At 60.7% G+C, this 16,792-nt stretch carries 14 protein-coding genes; 7 read left to right on the top strand and 7 right to left on the bottom strand.

Annotated features, from left to right (window positions below; genetic code table 11):
* Nucleotides 1-125 precede the first annotated feature (125 nt).
* Both ACM5SV_RS11035 and rpmG read left to right on the top strand, forming a co-directional pair.
* Nucleotides 126-1,310 carry an MFS transporter gene (locus ACM5SV_RS11035; RefSeq protein WP_017993630.1) on the top strand — a complete coding sequence of 395 codons (1,185 nt, stop codon included), beginning with the start codon at nt 126-128 and terminating at the stop codon, nt 1,308-1,310.
* Nucleotides 1,311-1,402: 92 nt separating this feature from the next.
* The gene (gene rpmG, locus ACM5SV_RS11030; protein ID WP_003547442.1) at nt 1,403-1,570 is read left to right on the top strand and encodes a 50S ribosomal protein L33; all 168 of its coding nucleotides are present in this window, start codon (nt 1,403-1,405) and stop codon (nt 1,568-1,570) included.
* A 747-nt stretch (nt 1,571-2,317) separates the two neighbouring features.
* Here rpmG and ACM5SV_RS11025 read toward each other — a convergent pair.
* Nucleotides 2,318-3,691, bottom strand: coding sequence for a PleD family two-component system response regulator (locus ACM5SV_RS11025; protein ID WP_012756984.1), 1,374 nt, complete (start codon nt 3,689-3,691; stop codon nt 2,318-2,320).
* Between the two features lie 18 nt (nt 3,692-3,709).
* Nucleotides 3,710-4,081: a response regulator gene (locus tag ACM5SV_RS11020; protein ID WP_003547430.1), complete on the bottom strand. Its 372-nt coding sequence runs from the start codon at nt 4,079-4,081 to the stop codon at nt 3,710-3,712.
* Nucleotides 4,082-4,213: 132 nt separating this feature from the next.
* On the opposite strand from ACM5SV_RS11020, the gene ACM5SV_RS11015 reads away from it, so the two are divergent.
* Together ACM5SV_RS11015 and ACM5SV_RS11010 are read left to right on the top strand one after the other, a co-directional pair.
* Nucleotides 4,214-4,522, top strand: a complete 309-nt coding sequence (locus ACM5SV_RS11015) for a DUF3572 domain-containing protein (RefSeq protein WP_003558471.1) — start codon at nt 4,214-4,216, stop codon at nt 4,520-4,522.
* Between the two features lie 2 nt (nt 4,523-4,524).
* Nucleotides 4,525-5,199 carry a hypothetical protein gene (locus tag ACM5SV_RS11010; RefSeq protein WP_419425183.1) on the top strand — a complete coding sequence of 225 codons (675 nt, stop codon included), beginning with the start codon at nt 4,525-4,527 and terminating at the stop codon, nt 5,197-5,199.
* On the opposite strand, the gene ACM5SV_RS11005 is transcribed toward ACM5SV_RS11010, so the two are convergent.
* Nucleotides 5,174-5,761: a GNAT family N-acetyltransferase gene (locus ACM5SV_RS11005; protein WP_032996306.1), complete on the bottom strand. Its 588-nt coding sequence runs from the start codon at nt 5,759-5,761 to the stop codon at nt 5,174-5,176. The two genes, ACM5SV_RS11010 and ACM5SV_RS11005, sit on opposite strands and share 26 nt — an antisense overlap.
* A gap of 76 nt (nt 5,762-5,837) precedes the next feature.
* On the opposite strand from ACM5SV_RS11005, the gene ACM5SV_RS11000 reads away from it, so the two are divergent.
* Nucleotides 5,838-7,130: a DNA polymerase IV gene (locus ACM5SV_RS11000; RefSeq protein ID WP_026157318.1), complete on the top strand. Its 1,293-nt coding sequence runs from the start codon at nt 5,838-5,840 to the stop codon at nt 7,128-7,130.
* Nucleotides 7,131-7,222: 92 nt separating this feature from the next.
* Nucleotides 7,223-8,482, top strand: coding sequence for a L,D-transpeptidase family protein (locus tag ACM5SV_RS10995; protein WP_017993626.1), 1,260 nt, complete (start codon nt 7,223-7,225; stop codon nt 8,480-8,482).
* A gap of 11 nt (nt 8,483-8,493) precedes the next feature.
* On the opposite strand, the gene dnaE is transcribed toward ACM5SV_RS10995, so the two are convergent.
* On the bottom strand, nt 8,494-11,991 hold the full coding sequence (gene dnaE / locus ACM5SV_RS10990) for a DNA polymerase III subunit alpha (RefSeq protein ID WP_017993625.1): 3,498 nt from the start codon (nt 11,989-11,991) through the stop codon (nt 8,494-8,496).
* Nucleotides 11,992-12,496: 505 nt separating this feature from the next.
* On the opposite strand from dnaE, the gene ACM5SV_RS10985 reads away from it, so the two are divergent.
* Nucleotides 12,497-12,961 carry a DUF5680 domain-containing protein gene (locus ACM5SV_RS10985; RefSeq protein ID WP_012756977.1) on the top strand — a complete coding sequence of 155 codons (465 nt, stop codon included), beginning with the start codon at nt 12,497-12,499 and terminating at the stop codon, nt 12,959-12,961.
* 273 nt (nt 12,962-13,234) lie between these two features.
* On the opposite strand, the gene ACM5SV_RS10980 is transcribed toward ACM5SV_RS10985, so the two are convergent.
* Genes ACM5SV_RS10980 through proS form a run of 3 tightly spaced genes read right to left on the bottom strand, consistent with a single transcriptional unit; the run spans nt 13,235 to nt 16,575 of the window.
* The gene (locus ACM5SV_RS10980; protein WP_012756976.1) at nt 13,235-13,918 is read right to left on the bottom strand and encodes an ABC transporter ATP-binding protein; all 684 of its coding nucleotides are present in this window, start codon (nt 13,916-13,918) and stop codon (nt 13,235-13,237) included.
* Nucleotides 13,919-13,932: 14 nt separating this feature from the next.
* Nucleotides 13,933-15,237 (bottom strand): lipoprotein-releasing ABC transporter permease subunit, encoded by a 1,305-nt coding sequence (locus ACM5SV_RS10975; RefSeq protein ID WP_012756975.1) that lies wholly within the window; start codon nt 15,235-15,237, stop codon nt 13,933-13,935.
* Between the two features lie 15 nt (nt 15,238-15,252).
* Complete coding sequence (gene proS, locus ACM5SV_RS10970) at nt 15,253-16,575, bottom strand: proline--tRNA ligase (RefSeq protein WP_012756974.1); 1,323 nt, start codon at nt 16,573-16,575, stop codon at nt 15,253-15,255.
* Nucleotides 16,576-16,792: the final 217 nt, after the last annotated feature.

The following is a 16,792-nucleotide window of genomic DNA, read 5'->3' as shown; positions in this document are numbered from 1 at the left end:
CGCAGATGGTCACTCACATCGGAAATACTGCGAAGCGGCATCCGTCACCTGGATTTGGCACGTCCGTGTCTATCTATCTGACGGGATCGGCCGATTCGTTCGCGCACCTCTCTAAGGATGGATAAATGTCTCAGCCGAGAACCGGCACACCGGGCGATGTCGAAGAAATCCATTGGCCTTCTCTGGTGGCAGCCATCTCGTCCATATCAGCCGTTGGCATAGCAATCGGCCTCGGTCTGCCCCTCCTCAGCATCATCCTCGAAAAACGCGGTATCTCGTCCACCCTGATCGGACTCAACACGGCGATGGCCGGGGTCGCGGCGATGGCCGCCGCACCGATCACCACCAAGCTCGCCCATAAATACGGCGTTGCGCCGACGATGATCTGGGCTGTGCTGATTTCGGCGCTGAGCGCGCTTGGTTTCTATTACGCCCAGGATTTCTGGATGTGGTTTCCGCTGCGTTTCGCCTTCCACGGCGCGACGACGACGCTGTTCATCCTCTCCGAATTCTGGATCAACGCCGCTTCGCCGCCTTCCAAGCGCGGCTTCGTGCTCGGCATCTATGCGACGGTGCTTTCCCTTGGCTTCGCGGCCGGACCGCTGCTGTTTTCGATCCTCGGCAGCGACGGCATCTTCCCCTTCCTGATCGGCGCCGCCGCCATCCTGCTTGCCGCCATCCCGATCTTCATCGCCCGCGACGAAAGCCCAGTGCTCGAGGAAAAACCGGAGCTGCATTTCATGCGCTACGTTTTCCTGGTGCCGACGGCGACGGCGGCGGTCTTCATCTTCGGCGCCGTCGAAGCGGGCGGGCTGTCGCTTTTTCCGATCTTTGCCGTGCGCGCCCATTTCACCGAATCGCAGGCCGCACTGCTGCTCACCATGATGGGTGTCGGCAACGTCATCTTTCAGATCCCGCTCGGCCTGCTTTCCGACCGCATCGCCGACAAGCGGCCGCTTCTGGCCGGCATGGCGCTGATGGGCTTCATCGGCTCGATGATGTTACCGCTGTTGCTCGACAACTGGCTTCTGATGGCCGGGCTCCTGCTTTTCTGGGGCGGCTGTGTCTCAGGCCTTTATACGGTCGGCCTCAGCCATCTCGGCTCGCGGCTGACCGGCTCCGATCTTGCGGCGGCCAATGCTGCCTTTGTCTTCTGTTATGCGATGGGAACCGTGGCCGGGCCGCAGGCCATCGGCGCGGCGATCGATGTCGCTGGAAATAACGGTTTTGCCTGGGCGATTGCGGCTTTCTTCGGTCTTTACGCCCTACTTTCCGGCATCAGACTGATGTTCATTCGAAAACGGGCTTGACTTTTCGGGCGGGATTCGTAGTTTCGCGCCAGGATTTGCCGTGGAGCCCATCCGGCTTCCACGGCTTTCATTTTCTTAAAGGCAGGACGACCATGGCCAAGGCTACAACAATCAAGATCAAGCTGCTGTCGACAGCCGACACCGGTTTCTTCTACGTCACCACGAAGAACAGCCGTACGATGACGGACAAGATGACGAAGACGAAGTACGACCCGGTTGCGAAGAAGCATGTCGAGTTCAAGGAAACCAAGATCAAGTAATCACTTGGCCTGACGGATTTCAAAAAAGCGCGCGCCTTCGGGTTGCGCGTTTTTTATTGCCCGGATTGATCGTCTTTAAAAGATGATAGCGCAAACAGAAAAACGCCGCCCTTCCATCTTCGGGAAGTGGCGGCGTTTTCTTGAAAGGGGGTCGGCCAGCATGCAAAACGGCACGAGGAACCGCTATAACTTGCCTACTAGCCGACCGACCCCACGACCCAGGAGATGCGGCGGACCTGAGCATCATGGGGTATCGACAACTCCTCAACGGGAGCGCTTCTCTTATGAGCCGATAATTTGCGCAAAAATGAAAGAAAATCAACAAATTCTTAATGGTGAATGTTTGCAGCTTGATTCTATGGTTAAAAGTCCAGATTTGGGACATACAAAGATTTGTCGGCTCTGCTTGGACTCGAAGCGTAGCGCCTGACCTTTCGAAGAAATTCGACAATATAACTGAATAACTTACGCCTCCCCTCCCCTACGTGAGGTGACGTCGCCGCAATCTATTTGCCCCTGTTGGCGGCAGGCAGTTTTTATATTTTCCATTTCATTTTGAGCTACGGGCTGATGCTCTCAAGACTGTCGCGCGGCAACACATCCGCAGCAACGCAGCGAGTCCATTTTTGGGCTATTGAACTGCAAATTTTTCGTTCCGCCTTGCACAGGCGAAGATTAAAAATCGGTAACAATTGGCTTACCGCGGTGGAAAACCCGCAAATGGCGCATATGGCGGCAAATGATTCGTCACGCGGCCGCGGCGACCACACGGTTGCGGCCGGTATTCTTGGCCTCGTAAAGAGCCAGATCCGCCTGTTTCATCAGCTGGCCCGGGGTCAGCACCGACGCAATACGCGAGGCGATGCCGAAGGAAGCAGTGACGCTCAGCGCTTCCCCGGAGTGTTTCAGCATGAAGGGAGCACTTTCGATCGCCGCGCGGAGGCGCTCGGCGACGGCGGCGGCAATTTCCGGCGAGGTGTCGGGCATCACGACGACGAATTCCTCTCCACCGTAGCGGCAGGCGAGATCGGCACCGCGGATGGTCGAACGGACGCGACTTGAAAATTCGCGCAGCACCTCGTCGCCGCCGTCATGACCGTAGGTGTCATTCACATGCTTGAAGCGGTCGATATCGGTGATCAGCACCGAAAGCGGCCGGCCCCGCGCCATCGAACGGTTGAAGAGCACGTTCAGGTGATTGTCGAGATAGCGCCGGTTATAAAGGCCGGTCAGCGGATCGGTCACGGCAAGCTCGATCGTCTGCTTGACGCTGGCGCGCAGGCGGTCGTTATAGCGCTTGCGGCGGATCTGCGTCAGGCTGCGGGCAACCAGTTCGTTGGGATCGACCGGGCGGATGATGTAGTCGTTGACGCCGAGATCGAGCGCGCGCACCACCATTTCGTCAGCGCCCTGCTCGGTGATGATCAGGATCGGCAGGAAGCGGGTGCGCTCCAGCGAGCGCAGCTGCGAGCAGAGGCGAAGCGGATCGTAATCGTCGAAGTTGGCATTGACGATGACGAGATCGAACGCGCTTTCGGCGGCCTCGAAGAGGGCGGCCTGCGGATCGGAGAGGGCAAGCACGTCGGCGACGGGCTTCAGCGCCTTGACGATGCGCTCCTGCGAATTGGCGCGACCGTCGACGAGCAGGACCTGAGCGGTCTCGTCGGCGCGGCCCTCGCCTGCCCGTGTGAGGTCATCGATGCCCATCGTATGAGCGGTGTCGGCGCGGATGCGCAGCTCATCGCTCAACGTCTTCAGCCGCAGCAGGCTCTTCACCCGGGAGATCAACTGCAGATCGTTGACCGGCTTGGTGAGAAAATCGTCAGCGCCAGCCTTCAGGCCGCGTACGCGGTCGGTCGGCTGGTCGAGCGCGGTGACCATGACGACTGGAATATGGGCGGTCTTCTGGCTGGCCTTCAGGCGCTCGCAGACCTCGAAACCGTCTATGCCGGGCATCATGATGTCGAGCAAGATGAGATCGACCTGGTTGCGCTCGCAGATCGCCAGTGCCGTATAGCCGTCGGCGGCGGTCATCACGTCAAAATACTCCGCAAGCAGCCGCGCTTCGAGCAGCTTCACGTTGGCCGGAATATCGTCAACCACCAGTATTCGCGCAGTCATCAGCGTCTTTCCGATGCGTCAGGCATCGCCCAGATAGGTCTTGATCGTCTCGATGAATTTCGGAACCGAGATCGGCTTGGAAACATAGGCCTCGCAGCCGCCCTGGCGGATCCGCTCCTCGTCGCCCTTCATCGCGAAAGCCGTAACGGCGATGACGGGAATCACGTGCAGCTCGTCGTCTTCCTTCAGCCATTTCGTGACTTCGAGGCCAGAGACCTCGGGAAGCTGAATATCCATCAGGATGAGGTCGGGGCGATGCTTGCGCGCCAGATCGAGCGCCTCCATACCGTTTCTGGTCTGGATCGTCGTGTAGCCGGACGCCTCGATGAGGTCGCGAAAGAGCTTCATGTTGAGCTCGTTATCTTCTACAATCATCACCTGTTTGGGCATGACAAGCTGTCCCTACGTCCGTTCGCGCAGCGGTTCGTCCCATGAGAAAGGCACATGCGGACAAATAGCTCGTGAAACCGATAGCGCACGCTACCGGTATTTGGTTGAAGAAAAGGTAACTTACCCAGCGAAATGCAAAGCAACTTCAAGACTTCGAAACAACAGGCCGCCGACCCGCACGAGACAGCGATCGCCGTGCTCGGCTGGCTTGCCGACGATCCCGACATGTTCGGCCGCTTCCTCGCCCTGACGGGTGTGGCGCCCGGCCAGGTGCGCAACGCCGTAAACGATCCGGGATTCCTTGCCGGCTTGATGGATTTTCTGATGAACCATGAACCGACGGCCATGGCCTTCTGCGCGGCGAGCGGAATCAGCCCAGAGACCGTGACGGCGGCCTGGCGGCATTTCTCGTCACCGGGCCTCGATTCCGGAGAATACTGACCGTGACCTCCGGGGAATTCGACATCTCGCATATCCACCTCGGCGAACGGCCGTTGATCGTCTGCGACGTCGACGACGTCGTGCTGCAGTTCATAGGTCCCTTCCAGCTTTTCCTTCAGAGCCAGGGTCACGCGTTTCTGCCGCGATCGTTCCGGCTGCACGGCAACATCGTCTCGCAAGCCGACGGCGTGGAGATCGAGGATCAAGAGGTCAGCCGGCTGATCGAGGAATTCTTCGAGGCACAAGAGCTGTGGCAGACGCCGCTCGACCGCGTCGTCGAAACGCTCGACCGGCTTTCGGAAGAGGCCGATGTGCTTTTCCTGACAGCCATGCAGCCGCGGTTCCAGAACCAGCGCCGTCGCCTGCTCGACAGGATGGGCCTGCTCTTTCCGCTGCTTGCCACCGAACAACCCAAGGGGCCGATCGTTCACGCATTGCATGCCAGCCGCTCCCTTCCCGTCGTCTTCATCGATGATATGGCGCGCAATCTGCATTCCGTTAGGGATCACGTCGCCGATTGCCTGCTGATTCACCTGATGCCGAACTCGCCCGTCCATCGTTTCGCACCGGCCGCCGCTGGCGACATCACCCGCGCCACCGACTGGACGCATGCGGCCGAGCTGATCAAGGCGCATTTTGTTTCCGGCACCTTCACGCACGCAGTTCCAGCCGCATGAGCGGCCGACCGTCCTTGCGCCGTGCTATCGCCTCGAAACCGGCGGCATGGAAGATCGCCGTCGAGCCGATGCAGAGTGTCACGGATTTCGACTGCTTCACATGATCGATCGGACAGGCTTCGAGCAGCCGCGCTCCCTGGCGCCGCGCATGGTCGATCGCGCCGGCGAGCAGACGGTGGCTCATTCCCTTGCCGCGCAGTTTGGGCAGCAGGAAGAAGCAACTGACGGCCCAGATGGATGGATCATGCGCATCGCCCTCCTCCAGCGGCCGCGAGACGGTGCGCGGCGAATTGAACTGCGACACGTCGTGGCGCGGCCCGACCTGCACCCAGGCGACCGGCGCGCCTTCGGCATAACAGAGGATGCCAGGCGGCGGACCCGCCTTGATCCGCTCCCGCATATGCGCCTTGCGTTCGTCGGCCGCCATCTTCGTCCTCACCGCATGCGGCAGACGCAATGCGACGCACCAGCAGTTATAGAAGGCACCCTGCGGCCCGAACAGGGTTTCGAAATCGTCCCAGCGTTCTGCTGTCACCGGCTCGAAACGAAGGTCGTTATCCAAAGGCAAAGCTTCCACCCTCTCTTGTGACTCGGAAGCTTAAGGCGTAATCTCAGAATGTTCAATCTTTGTTCCCATGATGACGCCCACGCCTGACAAGACACCCGGCTTCTGTCGCGACTGCCTTGCCGAGCAGAAGAGCGAGGCGCGCCGTTGCGTTTCCTGCGGCAGCCCGCGCCTCGTGCGCCATCGCGAACTCTACGCATTGACGCTTGCGCATATCGACTGCGACGCCTTCTACGCAGCCGTCGAGAAACGCGACAATCCCGAGCTTGCCGACAAGCCTGTCATTATCGGCGGCGGCAAACGCGGCGTCGTCTCCACCGCCTGCTATATCGCCCGTATCCATGGCGTGCGGTCGGCCATGCCGATGTTCAAGGCGCTGGAAGCATGCCCTCAAGCGATCGTCATCCGCCCCGACATGGAGAAATATGTCCGGGTCGGACGGCAGGTGCGCGCCATGATGCAGGATCTGACGCCGCTGGTGCAGCCGCTATCGATCGACGAGGCCTTCCTAGAGCTCGGCGGCACCGAGAGGCTGCATCACGATCCGCCGGCGCGCACGCTGGCCAAATTCGCCCGCCGTATCGAAAGGGAGGTCGGCATCACCGTTTCGGTCGGGCTTTCCTATTGCAAATTTCTCGCCAAGGTCGCCTCCGATCTGCAGAAGCCGCGCGGCTTTTCGGTCATCGGCCGCGAGGAAGCGGTCGAGTTCCTGGCGCCGCGTCCCGTCACCACGATCTGGGGCGTCGGCAAGGCCTTTGCGGCGACGCTGGAGGCGGACGGCATCCGCACCATCAGCCAGTTGCAGCAGATGGAAGAAAACGACCTGATGCGCCGCTACGGCAGCATCGGCCAACGGCTCGCACGGTTGTCGCGCGGCATCGACGACCGCGAAGTGCATCTCAACGATGCCGCCAAGAGCGTTTCGTCGGAGACCACCTTCTTCGATGACATCTCGCGTTATGACGATCTGGTGCCGATCCTGCGCAACCTCTCCGAAAAGGTCTCCTGGCGGCTGAAGAAAAACGGCATTGCCGGCCAGACCGTGGTTCTGAAGATGAAGAGCGCCGATTTCAAATCGCGCACCCGCAACCGCAAGCTCGAAGACCCGACCCAGCTTGCCGACAAGATTTTCCGCACCGGGCTCGAGCTTCTTGAAAAAGAGACTGATGGTACGAAGTTCCGTCTGATCGGCATCGGCGTCACCGATCTCGGCGATGCCGCCCGCGCCGATCCGCCGGATCTGATCGACCAGCAATCGGGCCGGCGTGCGGCGGCCGAAGCGGCGATGGATAAGCTGCGCGACAAGTTCGGCAAGAAGACGGTCGAGACCGGCTATACGTTCGGCAACAGCAAGCGCGATCACTAACGCGTGAGGCCTGCCAGCCAGGCGGCCCATAAAATCTTCCTTAAACTTCGTCCCATAATGTGCCGGGCAAGTATTGCGTATGGTTGGGTCTCATGTTCTCGCGTCTCGTCTTCGGCCTCGGCTTGCTGTCGGCCACCGCACTCGTGCACCCCGCTCTTGCCGCGGATGCTGCGCGCACGCTGCAGATCTTCGTCTCGAAGGACAAGCAATCGCTTGCGGTCTATGATGGCACCGAGGTCGTCGCGACCTCGAAGGTCTCGACCGGCAAGGACGGCCACACGACGCCGAGCGGCATCTTCTCGGTGCTGGAAAAGCAGAAATACCACGAATCCAATCTCTATTCGGCGGCGCCGATGCCGTTCATGCAACGGCTGACCTGGTCCGGCATTGCGCTGCATGAATCAAATTCCGTGCCGCGTTATCCAGCCTCGCATGGCTGCGTGCGTATGCCCGGCGCCTTCGCAAAAATGCTCTATGGCATGACCGACCTCAGTGTCCCCGTCATCATCAGCGACGGTGAGCTGGTGCCGCGGCCAATCGAGCATCCGACCCTTTTCCGTCCAGATACGCCGACGGCAATGCCGCTGCTTTCGGATGTCGAACTGCGGCCCTCGATGCTCGACAGCCCCGAGAAGCCGGTGCAGGTGGCGATGAACGATACCGCTGCGATGCCGATGCCGGCAGTGCAGCCGATTGCAGCGACAGAACCAGAGCCGCCGTCCGAGCCGATCAGCATGCTCGTCACGCGCCGGACGCTGCGCGAGACGGTGATCGACATCCAAACCCTGCTCAACCAGCTCGGCTTTTCCGCCGGCAGTCCGGACGGCTTGCTCGGTCCGTCGACGGTGCAGGCGATCAAGGCTTTCAAGACGCTGCGGCCGGCGGAATTTGCCGCCGACAGGAGCCTGGTTTCCGACACGCTCCTCAGAGAAGCCTATGCCGCGGCTGGCAAGGGAGAGCCGCCCAACGGCGTTATCATGGTGCGGCAGTCCTTCAAGCCGATCTTCGAAGCGCCGGTGACGATCGCCGATCCGGGACTGGCGCTCGGCACACATTTCTTCACGCTGCATGCAGTCGATGAAAAGGCCGGCACCGCCGACTGGCTCGGCATCACGCTCGAGAACAATCTCTCCCGAGAAACGATGAAGCGGCTCGGCATCACCAATCAGGAAAGCTCGATCATTACAGGCAAGCCGATCGCCCGTTCGCTCAGCCGGATTACCATCCCCGATGAGACCCGCCGCAGGATCGACGCCCTCATCGCGCCCGGCTCGACGCTGACGATCTCCGATACAGGCCTCGGCCGGGAAACCGGCGAAGGCACGGATTTCATCACAATCACCCGCGGGTGACGCGGGGCTGATCAAACCAGTTCGACGTCGACGACGCCGGGGGCGGCACGAAGGGCGGCGGCGATCTCCGGCGTGATGCGGTATTTCTCCGACAGCGCCACTTCCACCTCGCGTTTGCCATCCTCCTTGATGACGATGAAGGAAACGAGGCCGTCGCCCTTGGCGTTCAGATGGCCGGCAACCATCCGCAGCGGTCCGGAATCGCGGACATAGACGCGCAGCGCCTTCTGCATCTGCAGCGACTTTTCCTCCAGCGACTGGATCGTCTGGATGCGCAGGCCGATGCCCTCCGGCCGCTCCTCGCCTGTCGCGGTCAGCACGAAGGATTTTCCCGACTCGAGAACGTCGCGATACTGGTTCAGCATTTCCGAAAACAGCACCGCTTCGAACTGGCCCGAAGAATCGGAGAAGACGATGATGCCCATCTTGTTGCCGGTGCGGGTTTTGCGCTCCTGCTTCGAGATGACGGTACCGGCAAGGCGCGCATTGGCCGCGCCCTGTTTGATGGCGGCGGAAAATTCGGCAAAGGTCTGCACCCGCATCTTCTGCAGGATGTTGTTGTAGGAATCGAGCGGGTGGGCCGTCAGATAGAAGCCCAGCACCTGGAATTCCTTGAGCAGCCGCTCGGAGGGGAGCCAGGGCGAGAACGGCGGCAGGGAGATCTTCTCAGGCCCCGACGTCAGCGTGCTGCCGAAAATGTCCGACTGGCCGCTCAGCTTGTTCTCCTGGGCACGCTGGGCATAACCGAGAACACGGTCGAGGCCGGCTGCCAGCTGGGCGCGGTCCATGTCGAAACAATCGAAGGCGCCGGCATAGATCAGGCTTTCGAGCACGCGACGATTGACCTGACGCGGATCGATGCGCAGGCAGAAATCCTCAATGCTGGCAAAGGGCTTGTCGCCGCGCACCTCGACGATATGGTCGACGGCGGATTCGCCGACACCCTTGAGGGCGGCGAGCGCGTAATAGATGCGGTTGTCGCCGGTCTCGAAATGGCGGAAGGAGCTCTGCACCGAGGGTGCGATCACCTCGATGCCGAGGCGCTTGGCATCCTGGCGGAAATCATTGACTTTTTCGGTGTTGGACATGTCGAGCGTCATCGAAGCGGCGAGGAATTCGACCGGGTAATGCGCCTTCATGTAGGCCGTCTGGTAGGAGACGATGGCATAGGCGGCGGCATGCGACTTGTTGAAGCCGTAATTGGCGAACTTCGCCAGCAGTTCGAAGATATTGTCGGCCTGCGGCTTCGATACGCCATTCCTAACGGCGCCAACGACGAAGCGTTCGCGCTGCTGGTCCATCTCAGCCTTGATCTTCTTACCCATGGCGCGACGCAGAAGGTCGGCTTCCCCCAGCGAATAGCCTGATAGTACCTGGGCGATCTGCATCACCTGTTCCTGATAAACGATGACGCCCTGGGTTTCCTTGAGCAGGTGGTCGATCATCGGATGGATCGATTCCAGCTCTTCGTCGCCGTGCTTGCGGGCATTGTAGGTCGGGATGTTCTCCATCGGGCCGGGACGATAGAGCGCCACCAGCGCGATGATGTCCTCGATGCAGTCCGGCTTCATGCCGATCAGCGCCTTGCGCATGCCGGCACTTTCCACCTGGAACACGCCGACCGTCTCGCCGCGCGACAGCATCTCGTAGGTCTTCTTGTCGTCGAGAGGAATGGCCGCGAGATCAACCTTGACGCCGAGCTTGGCGACGAAATCGACGGCGACCTTCAGCACCGTTAGCGTCTTCAGGCCGAGGAAGTCGAATTTGACCAAGCCCGCCTGCTCGACCCATTTCATGTTGAACTGGGTGACCGGCATATCGGAGCGCGGATCGCGATACATCGGCACCAGCTTGGAAAGCGGCCGGTCGCCGATGACGATACCGGCGGCGTGAGTCGAGGCGTGGCGGTAAAGCCCCTCGATCTTCTGGGCGATATCGAGCAGGCGCGCGACAACAGGTTCCTTCGCCGCCTCCTCCTGCAGCTTCGGCTCCTCCTCGATCGCTTTGGACAGCGGGGTCGGATTAGCCGGGTTGTTCGGTACGAGTTTGCAGATCTTGTCGACCTGGCCATAGGGCATTTCCAGCACACGGCCGACGTCACGAAGGGCGGCGCGCGCCTGCAGCGAACCGAAAGTGATGATCTGCGCCACCTGCTCGCGGCCATACTTGGCCTGGACGTAGCGGATCACCTCTTCGCGGCGGTCCTGGCAGAAATCGATGTCGAAGTCCGGCATCGAGACGCGTTCCGGATTGAGGAAGCGCTCGAAGAGCAGCGAAAAACGCAAGGGATCGACGTCGGTGATCGTCAAGGCATAGGCGACCAGCGACCCGGCGCCCGAACCACGGCCGGGACCGACCGGAATGTCATGCTGCTTGGCCCATTTGATGAAGTCGGCAACGATCAGGAAGTAACCGGGAAACCGCATGCGCTCGATGACGCTAAGCTCGAAATCCAGCCGTTCGCGATAGTCCTTTTCCTCGTAACCCGCCGACATGCCGAGCGTTGCAAGCCGCATGTCCAGCCCTTCGACCGCCTGGCGGCGCAGCTCGCTCGCCTCGGCGCGTTCGGCCTCCTCGGCATCGTCGGTCGCACCGGTGAAGCGTGGCAGGATCGGCTTTCTGGTCTTCAGCACGAAGGAGCAGCGCGTGGCGATCTCGATCGTATTTTCCAGCGCTTCCGGCAGGTCGGCGAAGAGCTTGACCATCTCGGCCCGGCTCTTCAGATAGTGATCCGGCGTCAGGCGAAAGCGGCTGTCGTCGGAGACGATGGCGTTGTGCGCGACCGCCATTAGCGCATCATGGGCGTCGTAATCGTCGCGGGTCGGAAAGAAGGCCTCGTTGGTCGCAACCAGCGGCAGGTCGTGGGCATAGGCGAGCCCGATAATCTTCTGCTCGTGCCGCTTGTCATAGGTGCCGTGCCGCTGCAGCTCGACATAGAGCCTGTCGCCGAAGAGACGCTTCAGCGTGAGCAGCCGGGCTTCCGCCTGAGCGGGATGGCCTTCCTTGATGGCCACGTCGACCGGCCCGGTCAGCGCGCCGGTCAATGCGATCAGCCCTTCCGTGCCTGCCTCCTCCAGCCAGGAGGCACTGATATGAACGGCCTGGTTGCTTTCGCCGCCGAGATAGGCCCGACTGACGAGATCGACCAGCCGTTCGTAACCGGCATCCGTCGCAGCGAGAAGAACGATCGCCGGCAGCTTGACCAGGGCCTGCTGGCCGCCGCGCTTTTCCGTTTCCAACCCGTCTCCCATGTCGATCGAGACCTGGCAGCCGATAATCGGCTGCAGGCCTTCCTCCATCGCCTTCTGGGAGAATTCGAGGGCGACGAACAGATTGTTGGTGTCGGTAATTGCAATCGCCGGCTGGCTGTCGCCGGTCGCCTTATAGAGGATCTTCTTCAGCGGCAGAGCGCCCTCGAGAAGCGAATAGGCGGAATGGACCCTCAGGTGGATGAAACCCGGCGTACCGCCGATCGCCTCACCCGTTGAACCCTTTGCCGTATCCGCCATGACATGCCTTCCCAATCACCCGAATGAATCGGACGCATTGTCGGCATAGAGGGCGATGATGTCCAGAAGAAGTCCCGCGTCCGGACCGCATGATTGCCATGCGGTTCCCCTGAAAACTTTAGAGCGCCATGACGATGAGCGAGAAGCTGGCAACGAACATTGCGATGGAGGTGAATGCTGCGATATCACGGATCATGTCAGTCATCGGGCTCTCCTTTACTCGTTATGTTTTCAATTTGTTCCATGTATGTTCTATTGTCAACAGGAATCTTTTCCTCCTTTCTTGTGTTTGAACATCCCAGGAAATAGGCGACGAATCGGCTAGAGGGCCGGCGATCGAGGTGATCGGCAGCAGCCTTGCCCTTTCCCGATCCGCCGCTGATCGGTCATGGTGCTCAGGCGGCAGCCCTCCTCAGAGCGACTCCACTACTCCCGGCCTATGTTCACTTTCTGTTCTTTACATGCCAGGGATTATTTGCCAACATCGGGCCGAGAGGAGAATGACATGCTCGATATTGCGATGCTGAACGAATTCATCGTGGAGGCGAAGGCTACGACCTATGTGGGCGGCGGCGCGGCGCGCGCGCCCTGCCGGCCGAGCTCCCACGATATCGGTTACGAACGCGGCGACTGGCGCTATCTCGACAGCTATTTCGGCGGCACGGATTTCGCCGGACAGGAAGTGGTGTGGCTTGCCGACGAGCCCGTCTGGGCGATGAATTATTTTGGCTGCGTCATTGCGCCTGATCTCATCGACGGCGCAGCAGCCGGGACGGTGATCAAGACAGCACTTTCGGCGATGTATCGAGAGGGGCGGTTTCTTGGCGGAATGGAATTCGACCATCCGCTCGGCCGCTATATCGACCGCAGCGAAGGCAGCTGCGAGCGGTTCAGCGGCAGTGAATGCATCATGGTCGATGGCCAGAAGGCCTATATGCTCGACTACCGCGGCGGACTGGTTATCCCCTGATCGTGGCCCACTGCTGTCCTGTTAAGTGCATAATGTCCCGCCAGGAGGTCGGCGAGATCAGCCACTCGTCCGGCTGCCGCCACCTTTCTCCCCGTAAACGGGGCGAAGAGGATATGCCGCGACCCTTCAGTTCCTCGCCAATCTCTCGCATGGCACGTCCCCTCGCCCCATTTACGGGGTCCGAAAGACGGGGCGAGGCCAGTGGCTCGACCCCGGTAGGTTAGTTCTGAGGGGCAATCATCGGCGTCAACCTGACAGCCATGGACCGCAGTCTCAGAAATCGACGATCTTGCCGTCAGAGATCGTCACACGCCGATCCATGCGGCGGGCGAGCTCGTGGTTATGGGTAGCGATAAGGGCAGCAAGGCCCGACTGGCGCACCAGCGCTTCCAGCGCCTCGAACACGTAGCTTGCCGTTTCCGGGTCGAGATTGCCGGTCGGCTCGTCGGCAAGAAGCAGGGTCGGCGCATTGGCGACGGCACGGGCAATCGCAACGCGCTGCTGCTCGCCGCCGGAAAGCTCGCCGGGGCGATGCGAGCCACGATGGCCGATGCGCATGTAGTCGAGAAGCTGGCCGGCCCGCTCTCCGGCTTCCTTCCAGGAAAGCCCGGCGATCAGCTGCGGCATCATGATATTTTCGAGTGCCGAAAATTCCGGCAGCAGGTGGTGGAACTGGTAGACGAAGCCGATTTCGCTGCGGCGGATGGCGGTGCGTTTCTCATCGCTCAAGCCGTCGCAGGCATGGCCGTTGATGTTGACTTCACCGCCGTCCGGATGCTCCAGCAGGCCGGCGATATGCAGCAGTGTCGACTTGCCGGTGCCGGAAGGGGCGACGAGAGCGACAGTCTCCCCTTTCGATATCGAAAAATCTGCGCCCTTCAGGATCGAGAGCAGCGTATCGCCCTGCCCGTAATGGCGCTCGACGCCGGTAAGCTTGAGAACGACGTTGCGTTTCATGAAGGCGGCATTCCTTATTCGTAGCGCAGGGCCTGCACCGGATCGAGCCTGGAGGCACGCCAGGCCGGGAAGATGGTCGCGATGAAGGAGAGCGTCAGCGCCATGGCAACGATCGAGATCGTTTCGCTGAGATCCATCTCGGCGGGCAGCTGGCTGAGGAAATAGACCTGCGGATTGAAGAGCACGGTGCCTGAAATCCAGGAGAAGAACTGGCGGACGGATTCGATGTTGACGCAGACGAGAACGCCGAGCAGCACACCGGCAACGGTGCCGACGATGCCGATCGCCGCGCCGGTCATGAAGAAGATGCGCATGATTGCGCCGGCGCTGGCACCCATGGTGCGCAGGATGGCGATATCGCTGCCCTTGTCCTTCACCAGCATGATGAGGCCGGAGATGATGTTCAGCGCCGCGACGAGCACGATCAGCGTCAGGATCATGAACATGACGTTGCGCTCGACCTGCAGCGCCGAGAAGAAGGTCTGGTTGCGCTGGCGCCAGTCGGTGATGGCGATCTGGCGGCCGGCCGCCTCCTCCACCTTGGGCCGCAGATTGTCGATATCGTCAGGGTGATCGACGAACAGCTCGATCGACTGCACCAGTCCCTCGGCATTGAAATAGAGCTGCGCTTCCTCGAGCGGCATGAAGATGATCGAGGAGTCATATTCCGACATGCCGATCTCGAAGAGGCCGGAGATCTTGTAGGATTTGATGCGAGGGCTGACGCCCATCGGCGTAATGTCGCCATCCGGTGACGTCAGCGTAATGAGGTCGCCGACGCGCAGACCGAGCTGATCGGCCATGCGGGTGCCGATCAGCACACCCTGGCCGGAGGCATAACCCACCATGTCGCCTGATTTGATGTTGTCAGAGATCGTCTTAAGCTTGGTCAGGTCCTCGGCGCGGGCGCCGCGCACCAGAGCGCCGGTGCTGCCGCCGGCCTGGGCCGAAGCGAGCACCTGACCTTCCACCAAGGGGAGCGCCATCTTGACGCCCGGCACCGCGGCGAGCTTGCTGCTGAGGACAGGATAATCGGTGAAGGGGCCGTCGACCGGCTGGACGATCATGTGGCCGTTAATGCCGAGGATGCGCGAGACGAGCTCGGTTCGGAAGCCGTTCATGACGGCCATGACGATGATCAGTGTCGCAACGCCCAGCATGATGCCGACGAAGGAGAAGCCGGCGATCACCGAGATGAAGGCCTCCTTGCGACGGGCGCGCAGATAACGCCACGCCACGAGGCGTTCGAAGGTGGAAAATGGCTTGCCAGCCGGACCCAAGCCGGATTTTGAACTCCGGTCCACTGCTGCGTCTGCCATTTCGCCTCCGTTTCCTTAAGCCACGAACCGGTTGATCGCCGCTTCGATGGTCATCGTTTCGCGGGCGCCGGTCTTGCGGTCCTTCACTTCAACTTCGCCGTTGGCGACCGCGCGCGGGCCGGCGATGATCTGGACGGGCACACCGATCAGGTCGGCGGTCGCGAATTTCGTACCGGCCCGATCATCGGTATCGTCGTAGAGCACATCCTTGCCGGCCTTGGTCAGCGCGGCATAGATCAGCTCGCAAGTATCGTCACAGGCCTGATCGCCCGCCTTCATGTTGATCACAACGATATCGAAGGGAGCGACCGATGCCGGCCAGATGATTCCGTTGTCGTCATGCGATGCTTCGATGATGGCGGGAACAAGGCGTGTCGGGCCGATACCGTAGGAACCCATGTGAACGAAGTGTTCCTTGCCATCAGGTCCCTGCACTTTCGCACCCATCGGCTCGGAATATTTCGTGCCGAAATAGAAGATATGGCCGACCTCGATGCCACGCGCCGACAGGCGGTCGCCTTCCGGAACGGCGTTGAAGGCCGCCTCGTCGTGCATTTCCGAGGTCGCAGCATAGAGCGAGGTCCATTTGTCGAAGATCGCCTGCAGGCCCTCGACACTGTCGAAATCCGTGTGTGCACCAGGAATATCGAAATCGACGAAATCCTTGTGGCAGAAGACTTCGGATTCGCCGGTGTCAGCGAGGATGATGAACTCATGGCTGAGCTTGCCGCCGATCGGGCCGGTGTCGGCGCGCATCGGAATGGCGCGCAGGCCGAGCCGGTCGAACGTGCGCAGGTAGGCGGCGAACATCTTGTTATAGGAATGCTCCGCCCCTTCGCGCGTCAGGTCGAAGGAATAGGCATCCTTCATCATGAATTCGCGCGAGCGCATGGTGCCGAAGCGCGGGCGGATCTCGTCGCGGAACTTCAGCTGGATGTGATAGAGATTGAGCGGCAGGTCCTTATAGGATTTGACGGAAGAGCGGAAAATATCCGTCACCATCTCTTCATTGGTGGGACCATAGAGCATCGGCCGATCCTGGCGGTCCTTGATGCGCAGCATCTCCTTGCCGTAGGCGTCGTAGCGGCCGCTTTCCTGCCAGAGTTCGGCCGATTGCAGGGTCGGCATCGACAGCTCGATGGCGCCGGCGCGGTTCTGCTCGTCGCGGATAATGGCGTTGACCTTGTCGAGCACGCGCTTGCCGAGCGGCAGCCAGGAATAGATGCCCTGCGACTGCTGGCGGATCATGCCGGCGCGCAGCATCAGCCGGTGGGAGACGATTTCCGCTTCCTTGGGGTTTTCCTTGAGGATGGGCATGAAATAGCGGGACAGACGCATGGCGGATTCCGGAGCGGTTGAGATCCCGCAGCAGGCGGAATCGAAAGACCATTGTTAATGTCGGGAGCGTTCATAGCCGCTTCGCGGCAGGAAGGAAACCCGCAACGGATGCCGGCAACCTCCCGGAAGCGCATGTTCGCACCCGCAAAATGAAAGGGCATAAAAAAGCGCGTGTTTATAAGGACTTGAACCAAAATCTTGTCAACAGAAAAATTTT

Source organism: Rhizobium sp. CRRU65 (genome assembly GCF_048551595.1).
Classification (GTDB): domain Bacteria; phylum Pseudomonadota; class Alphaproteobacteria; order Rhizobiales; family Rhizobiaceae; genus Rhizobium; species Rhizobium leguminosarum_J.
Note: the sequence above shows the minus strand (reverse complement) of the source record. Positions and strands in the feature narration are given on the sequence as shown.